Here is a 7,389-nt window from a genome sequence, read left to right as displayed (position 1 = left end):
CAGTAGCACGGCTGTGATTGTTGACGAGACCTCTGTCTGACGCTGTCACGCTGCCCGCAGCGGGGGCGGACGCGAGCGTAGGCTCGATTTCGCGGTCACCCCGCACCCTTATGAAGGGGTCCGGATGAACAAGGCCCACCAGGCGAGCGGCACGTCGGGTTGCACCGATTCACCCATGATCCCCGGCTCGGGCTTCCCGCCCGTGCCCGCCCCCATCGACGCACCGGCGCTCCCGGACCCGATCGTGGCCCCCCAGCAGACCGCGCTTGAGGGCGCCGAGTCCGGCGAGCCCTACGCGGACGCCTCGGGCGGCGGCTCCGTCGGCGGCTGGTGAGCTGACAGGCCTCGCGGGTCGTTAGCGGGCGAGGCCCTGGACGGCCTCGGCGTTCGGTAGGTCCAGGAACGCGCGTCCGGGGATGAACAGCTTGGATCCCCGGATGCCGGAGCCGATACAGACCCAATCGAGCGCGACGGCGTCCGGATCGACCCAGATCGGCCACTCGACGGGCGCACCCACGGGCGTGATGCCGCCGTACTCCATGCCAGTCAGCGCACACGCCTCGTCCATGGGCGCGAACGACGCGCGGCGGGCGTCCAGCCGGCGCCGGACCACGTTGTTGACGTCGACGCGCTTCGTCGCAGGCGTCATGCAGACGACGAACCGCTCCGCGCCCGCCCGGACACCCTTGACGACGACCGCGTTTACCGAGCTCTCGAGCGGGACGCCGTAGGCCGCGCAGAACGCCTCCGTGTCGGCGAGGCCAGGGTCGATGGCTGCGACCATGGCGTCCGGGATATAGGCCAGCGCGGCGGCGACCGGGGGTGCGACAAGGTCGAGGCGCTGGTCGGCCGGGACGAGGGTCAACGCGTCATAGATCGGTGCCATGGGCCCATGATGGCAGCGCCGGCTTTGTCCTCGCTGACCCCCGACGGATCGCCGACAGGGACGCCGACGCTTCGGCGTCCGGCGAAAACCACGCGATGCTGCACCACGTAGCTGGCGATGAACAGCACCACCTCGGTGATCAGCTTCGCCACGACCAGCGGCAGTCCGACGTGGGTCAGCGCAACCAGCAGCAGGTAGTTTCCGGCCAGAATTCCGCAGGCCAGCACGGCGTAGCGGCGCAGCGCGAGCTGCAGCGGACCGTGATCGGCGAAGACGGCGGTCCGGTTCAAGGAGAAGTTGACCGCAGCGCTCAACACGCGTGCGCCCACCACCGACACCAACAGGTTGCCCGTCAGCGCGCTCAGCAGCAGGACGCCCACCCAGTCGACCCCGGCTCCGGCCAGTGACGACGCCACGAAGCCGAGCAGGCGACCGTAGATGCGGGCCGAGTCCCGGACCGGCCGAAAGTGCGAGGAGGCGTTGGCGTCCAGATAGATGGTCTGGATGGGAATCTCGACGACCCGGACGCCGGCACGCTTGGCCTCGAACAACAGGTTCGATTCGTACTCGAACCGCTCCCCCTCGACGCTCAGCAGCCACCCCAGCAGGTCGGCGGGGTAGCCGCGCAGGCCGGTTTGGGTGTCGCGGATCGCCGTCCCGGTGACAGCCCGGAAGACCCAGCGGCTCACCGTGTTACCCACCCGGCTGCGGACCGGCACGGTGCCAGTGAACTCGCGTCCGCCGAGCACCATCGACCCGGGCGCCACCTGCTCGGCGACAGCCACAATGTCGGGCACGGCGTGCTGGCCGTCCGAGTCGGCGCAGACCACCGCCTCACCGGGCCGGTGCTGCATCGCCCACGCGAAGCCGCGCTTCAACGCCGCCCCCTTGCCGTGGTTCTCGTCAAGGCGCAGCACCTCGGCACCCACCCCGGCGGTCACGTCGAACACCCCGCGGTAGGCGGGCCCGGACCCGTCGTCCACCACCACGACGGACGCCGCAGGTGCGGCCTCGCGCAGGCTTCGGACGAGCTGAGGCAGGCGAAGGTCGGGCTCGTACGCCGGGATCAGGATGATCATGGCCGTCAGCCCGCCACGTACAAGATGTCGCTGGTGCCACGTTCCTGGCCCCGGCCCAGCGGGTTGCTGGCCAGCGCACCGTTGTAGAACATGACGGAGCTGCCGCCGCCGTCCAGGTTGTACGCGACCTGCGCGCCGAGCCCGGTGAACAACTGTGCGAACTCGGTCATCGTGACGCCGCGGCTGTAACCGGACGCGCGGCCGTCCGCGACGATCGCCACCAGGTGGTTGGGGGCGATCATGCCGAGGCCCGTGCGTGGCTGCTCACCCTGAATCGAGTGATTGCCGATGTTGGTATCGACCTCGACGCTCTCGATGCCGCTGACGACCTTCCCGTCGTTGACGATGCCGGGCCCGAACGACAGGGTCTGCCAGGCACCGTCGGCGATCAGCTTCGCGGCCGTCGTGGTGGTCTCGTCGTAGAGGGCGAGGGTCCCGTCGCGGAACACCGCGAGCCCCTGACGGGCGCCGGAGTCCCGGAACGCGACCCCGTTACGGATGACGATTCCCGTGTCTCGGAAGCCGTAGTAGTCGCCGTTGATCGCCCAGGCAGCGTTGTTCGCCTTCGCGATCGTCGACGTGTTCTCGATGATGTTTTCACCGAAGGTGTCCTTGGCGAGTGCGGCCCGCAGGGCCGTGCCAGCGGCCAACTTCAGGTCGGCTACGTAGTAGGTCACCAGGTTGGCACCCGAGCCCACCGTCTTCTTGGTGACGGTGACGGACGCCGACGTGTTCGTGGACGCCGCGGTCGCTGTTGCGGTGGGAGTAGCGGACGCCCAGGCGCTCGAGGCGTCCGTCACCTCGGCGTGCTCGATGACGAAGCGGTCCAACGCCCAGGCGGTGCCGCCGCCGGCCGAAGCGACCACGGCGAGGGCGCCGCCCAGCAGGGCGCGACGGCTGACTTTGCGGGATGTCACTGCGGCGGAGGAGTTCATGACCTCGACCTTGAGGCAGCGTCCTGTGCCATGCCTGTGTCTCCGCCACGGCGTCCTTGTGAGCATCAACCCTTGTCAACGCCACAAACGTTCACAGGATCAACGAGGGCGGGCCCACAGGGACCCGACAGCTTCGGACGGCTGACTGGTCACGAAGACATCCACGCAAGGAGCACCCATGATCACCACCACCGCCCTGTTGTACGCGGCCAACGTCATCGCGATCACCGTCTTGACCCTCGGCCTGTACTTCCCGCGCCATCGCCGCCGCGACCTCGTTGTTGCCTACCTCGGCGTGAACCTGGGGATCATGGCCGTCAGCACGGTGCTGCTCAACACCGCCGTGGGCGCAGGCCTGGGGCTCGGGCTCTTCGGCGTCCTGTCGATCATCCGGCTGCGGTCGGACGAGCTGGCCCAGCACGAGGTGGCCTACTACTTCAGCGCGCTGGCCCTTGGCCTGCTGAGCGGGCTCGGTTCAGAGCCGTTGCTGTCCGTCGGACTGATGGCCGTCGTTCTGATCGCGATGTTCGTTTCCGACCATCCGGCCCTGCTCCGCGGGTACCGGCGCGAGGTGATCGTGCTCGACCGGGCGATCAGCGACACCAGCGCGCTCGTCGCCGCCCTGGAACAAAGGCTTGGGGGCCAGGTCCACCACACCACGGTGCAGAAGCTCGACTTCGTCAACGACACCACCACGGTTGACGTCCGCTACCGCGAGGGCGCGGCGGGACGCCGGCGCGCCGTGGCCGCCGCATTGGAAACGGCCCGATGACCGCCCTCTGCGAGTCCGGGCTGTCCGGCCTGGCTGACCTGCCCAGCTTGACCCTCGAGGAACTCAACGCGTCGGCGTCCCTGCTCACGCGCGTCGACCGCAAGTACGTGCTCACGCGGGACCAAGCCGACGGCTTCCTCGCGGCCCTGCCCGCCGGCACCCGGGTGCTCGACATCGACTCCGGCCGCAGCTTCGGCTACGCCTCGACCTACTTCGACACCGCGGGCCTCGACTCGTTCCACGATGCGGCGCACCGCCGGGCGCGACGGGGCAAGACCCGGACGCGCACGTACCTCGACAGCGGAATCACCTTCCTGGAGGTCAAGACCAAGCGTCGGGCAGCCACCGTCAAGTCGCGCCTGCCCTGGTCGGGCACCGAGGCCGACGCCGCGGCGTCCGCTTTCGTCGCCGAGAAGCTGGCCGAGGGAGGCGTCCGGCCGAGCGGTCGACTGAGTCCCGTGCTGGACGTCACCTACCGCCGCACCACCCTGCTGCTGCCGGACGCCGAGGGGCGGGTCACGCTTGACGTCGACCTCGACTGGCGCCTGCGCCGCGGCGCGGACCGGCTCCGGGTCGACGACCTCGTGATCGTCGAGACCAAGTCCAGCTCCCGCCCCTGTGCCGCCGACCGGTTGCTCTGGCGCACCGGCCACCGGCCCACCTCGATCTCGAAGTACGCGACCGCGCTGGCGGTGCTGCGGCCCGACCTGGCCCGAAACCGCTGGCACCGGCTGCTCAGCACCGGCCCGCTGGCCGCCTGAAACCACTCGCTCACCATCCAACCAACCACACCGAAGAGGACCCATCATGAATCGCAAGCCCCGCCTCCTGGCCTCGCTCGCCGCCCTGGCCACCACCGCCGTGCTCACCGGTTGCAGCGTCGCCGGAGTCTCGTTGACCGGCTCGTCGACGACATCCGGCTCCGGGACCACGACCGCGTCGTCCCAGTCGACAGCCACTGCAACCGTCCTGACGGCCGACGCAAGCGTCGCCGAGGCGCGCGCCAACAACGCCACCCCGGACACCGCCGCCACCACCTGGAGCGCGACGGGTGCCACCACGATCGCGTTGACCGGCTCTTCCGCCACCGTGAGCGGGGCGGGAGCGACGGCGTCCGGCAACACCGTGACGATCACCGCCGGCGGCACCTACGTGCTCTCGGGAACCCTGAACGGCCAGGTCGTGGTCAACTCGCCGTCGTCCGACGAAGTCAAGGTGGTGCTGAACGGCGCGACGATCACCTCGTCCACCGGTCCGGCGATCGCCGTCACCGACGCGGGCGAGTCCGTCATCGTGCTCGCCGACGGCACCAGCAACACGCTCACGGACGCCAAGACCTACGCAGACACCTCCGAGTCCGCGCCGAACGCGGCGCTGTGGTCGTCCGCTGATCTGACGATCGGGGGCGGCGGGTCGCTCACCGTCACGGGTCAGCTCAACGACGGCATCGCCAGCAAGGACGGACTCGTCATCACCGCGGGCACGATCAACGTGACCGCCGTCGACGACGGCATCCGTGGCAAGGATCACGTGGCGATCACGGGCGGCAACATCACCGTCTCGGCCGGCGGCGACGCCTTGAAGTCCGATAACACCACGGACGCCGACTCAGGCTTCGTCGACATCTCCGGCGGCACGCTCAACCTCGCGGCGGGTACCGCAAAGGGCGACGGCATCGACGCCACGAACGACATCATCATCTCTGACGGAACGATCAACGTGAGCCGAAGCTACGAGGGCTTGGAGGCGCTCAACATCGTGATCGGTGGCGGCACGATCGAGGTGACCTCGTCCGACGACGGGCTCAACGTGGCCCAGACCTCGACGTCGACCACGACGACCACCACGAACGCCCGCGGCATGGGCGGCGGTGGCGGGACGGTCGTCCCGGGCACGGCGTCCATCACGGGCGGAACGCTCATCCTGCACGCGAACGGCGATGGCTTCGACTCGAACGGCACGGCGTCCATCGCGGGCGGCACCGTGATCGTCGATCAGGTCGGCGGCGGAAACGGAGCCCTCGACGTGAACGGCACGTTCACCATCACGGGCGGCCAGCTCATCGCCCTCGGGGACGCCTCGATGCCGGTCGCGCCGGGCACCTCCAGCTCACAGGGCTGGCTGATGGCCGCGGCGTCCGGAAGCGCCGGCGCGAAGGTGCAGATCCTGGCGGGCTCGACCGTGATCGCCGAGTTCACCGCGCCCCGGACGTTCGGCAACGTCGTCTACTCGTCGTCCGCGATCAAGTCGGGCTCGGCCTACACGGTCTCCGTGAACGGGACGGCGATGAACGTGACCGCAGACGTGGCGTCCGCAGGCGGCATGGGCCCGCGGCACTAGCTGCCGCGGGCGGCGCCGGCGCTGCTCAGTAGTAGTAGGGGAACTCGGACCAGTCCGGGCGCCGCTTCTGCAGGAAGCTATCGCGGCCCTCGACCGCCTCGTCGGTCATGTAGGCGAGGCGGGTGGTCTCGCCGGCGAAGACCTGCTGGCCGACCAGCCCGTCGTCGATGGCGTTGAAGGCGAACTTGAGCATGCGCTGGGCGGTGGGCGACTTGCCGCAGATCGTCGCGGCCCACTCCAGGCCGACGGTCTCGAGGTCGGCGTGCGGGACGACCCGGTTGACCGTGCCCATCTCGTAGGCGCGCCGGGCGTCGTAGGTCTCGCCGAGGAAGAAGATCTCGCGCGCGATCTTCTGGCCGACCTGCCGGGCCAGGTACGCCGAGCCGAAGCCCGCGTCGAAGCTGCCGACGTCGGCGTCCGTCTGCTTGAACTTGGCTTCCTCGGCGGACGCCAGCGTCAGGTCGCAGACGACATGCAGCGAGTGGCCGCCGCCGGCGGCCCAGCCGTTCACGAGCGCGATCACGACCTTCGGCATGAACCGGATCAGCCGCTGCACCTCGAGGATGTGGAGGCGTCCACCCTCGGCCTTGGCGCGACGGGCGTCCACGGTCTCGGCGGTCTCGCCGTCGGCGTACTGATAGCCGGAGCGTCCGCGGATGCGCTGATCGCCGCCCGAGCAGAAGGCCCAGCCCCCGTCGCGCTCGCTCGGACCGTTGCCGGTCAGCAGGACGCAGCCGATGTCCGAGCTCATCCGGGCGTGATCCAGGGCCTGGTACAACTCGTCGACGGTCTTCGGCCGGAAGGCGTTGCGGACCTCGGGGCGGTTGATCGCGACCCGCACCGCCGGCACGTGGCGCGCGCGGTGGTAGGTGATGTCGGTGAACTCGAAGCCCTCGACGGGCTCCCATAGGGCGGGATTGAAGGGGTTCGCGGACGCCATGGCCGCAACCTACACGCTCGGCGGCAGCCCTTTGGCGATGGCCTTGATGGCGGCCAGGTGGGACGTCCAGGCTTCGCGTCCGGCTGGCGTGAGCGACAGCCAGGTCCGCGGACGCTTGCCCACGTACCCCTTGCGGATCGTGACCAGCTTGGCCTCTTCGAGCTGGGACGCGCGGCGGCTCAGGGCGCTGTCGGAGATCTGCAGGAAGTCGCGCAGAGACGCGAAATCCGCCTCCTCCACCGACGCCAGCGCGGCGACCAGGGAGAGGCGGATCGGGTGCGACAGGAACTCGTTGAGGCCTACGCGGGGATGCGGCGCAGCTTTGGCAGCGGGCGACGCACCCCTAGGGAAACGCTGATCAATGCGCGACCCGGGGTTACGCCGGCTGGGTGGCGGGATGGTCGTGTCGGGTTCGTCGATTGTGGCTCTGGCTAGGT

General features: G+C 69.5%; 9 protein-coding genes. 4 read left to right on the top strand and 5 right to left on the bottom strand.

Annotated features, from left to right (window positions below):
* The first annotated feature begins 124 nt into the window (after positions 1–124).
* Positions 125–334, top strand: coding sequence for a hypothetical protein (locus FN821_RS13930; protein WP_131173120.1), 210 nt, complete (start codon positions 125–127; stop codon positions 332–334).
* 21 nt (positions 335–355) lie between these two features.
* On the opposite strand, the gene FN821_RS13925 is transcribed toward FN821_RS13930, so the two are convergent.
* Genes FN821_RS13925 through FN821_RS13915 form a run of 3 tightly spaced genes read right to left on the bottom strand, consistent with a single transcriptional unit; the run spans position 356 to position 2,900 of the window.
* The gene (locus tag FN821_RS13925; RefSeq protein ID WP_131173121.1) at positions 356–886 is read right to left on the bottom strand and encodes a YbaK/EbsC family protein; all 531 of its coding nucleotides are present in this window, start codon (positions 884–886) and stop codon (positions 356–358) included.
* Complete coding sequence (locus FN821_RS13920) at positions 862–1,965, bottom strand: bifunctional glycosyltransferase family 2/GtrA family protein (RefSeq protein ID WP_131173122.1); 1,104 nt, start codon at positions 1,963–1,965, stop codon at positions 862–864. The genes FN821_RS13925 and FN821_RS13920 overlap by 25 nt, the downstream gene beginning before the upstream one ends.
* 5 nt (positions 1,966–1,970) lie before the next feature.
* The gene (locus tag FN821_RS13915) at positions 1,971–2,900 is read right to left on the bottom strand and encodes a phosphodiester glycosidase family protein (protein ID WP_131173123.1); all 930 of its coding nucleotides are present in this window, start codon (positions 2,898–2,900) and stop codon (positions 1,971–1,973) included.
* Positions 2,901–3,078: 178 nt separating this feature from the next.
* Between FN821_RS13915 and FN821_RS13910 the strand changes: the two genes are divergently transcribed.
* The 3 genes from FN821_RS13910 to FN821_RS13900 are packed head-to-tail and all read left to right on the top strand — an operon-like array spanning position 3,079 to position 6,012.
* Positions 3,079–3,672, top strand: a complete 594-nt coding sequence (locus FN821_RS13910; RefSeq protein WP_131173124.1) for a DUF4956 domain-containing protein — start codon at positions 3,079–3,081, stop codon at positions 3,670–3,672.
* Positions 3,669–4,433 carry a polyphosphate polymerase domain-containing protein gene (locus FN821_RS13905; protein ID WP_131173125.1) on the top strand — a complete coding sequence of 255 codons (765 nt, stop codon included), beginning with the start codon at positions 3,669–3,671 and terminating at the stop codon, positions 4,431–4,433. Before FN821_RS13910 ends, FN821_RS13905 begins: the two co-directional genes overlap by 4 nt.
* Positions 4,434–4,479: 46 nt before the next feature.
* Entirely contained in the window at positions 4,480–6,012 is a 1,533-nt protein-coding gene (locus tag FN821_RS13900; protein ID WP_131173126.1) for a carbohydrate-binding domain-containing protein, read from the top strand.
* Positions 6,013–6,037: 25 nt separating this feature from the next.
* Here the strand turns inward: FN821_RS13900 and FN821_RS13895 are convergent, their stop codons facing one another.
* Both FN821_RS13895 and FN821_RS13890 read right to left on the bottom strand, forming a co-directional pair.
* A complete protein-coding gene (locus tag FN821_RS13895; RefSeq protein WP_131173127.1) occupies positions 6,038–6,952 on the bottom strand; it encodes a 1,4-dihydroxy-2-naphthoyl-CoA synthase in 915 nt (304 codons plus the stop codon).
* Between the two features lie 9 nt (positions 6,953–6,961).
* The coding region (locus FN821_RS13890; protein ID WP_244944438.1) for a winged helix-turn-helix domain-containing protein at positions 6,962–7,389 on the bottom strand (428 nt) is incomplete at its 5' end.

Source organism: Propioniciclava tarda, from assembly GCF_900182665.1.
In the GTDB taxonomy this organism is placed as follows: domain Bacteria; phylum Actinomycetota; class Actinomycetes; order Propionibacteriales; family Propionibacteriaceae; genus Propioniciclava; species Propioniciclava tarda.
This window is presented reverse-complemented; position numbering and strand designations above follow the sequence as displayed.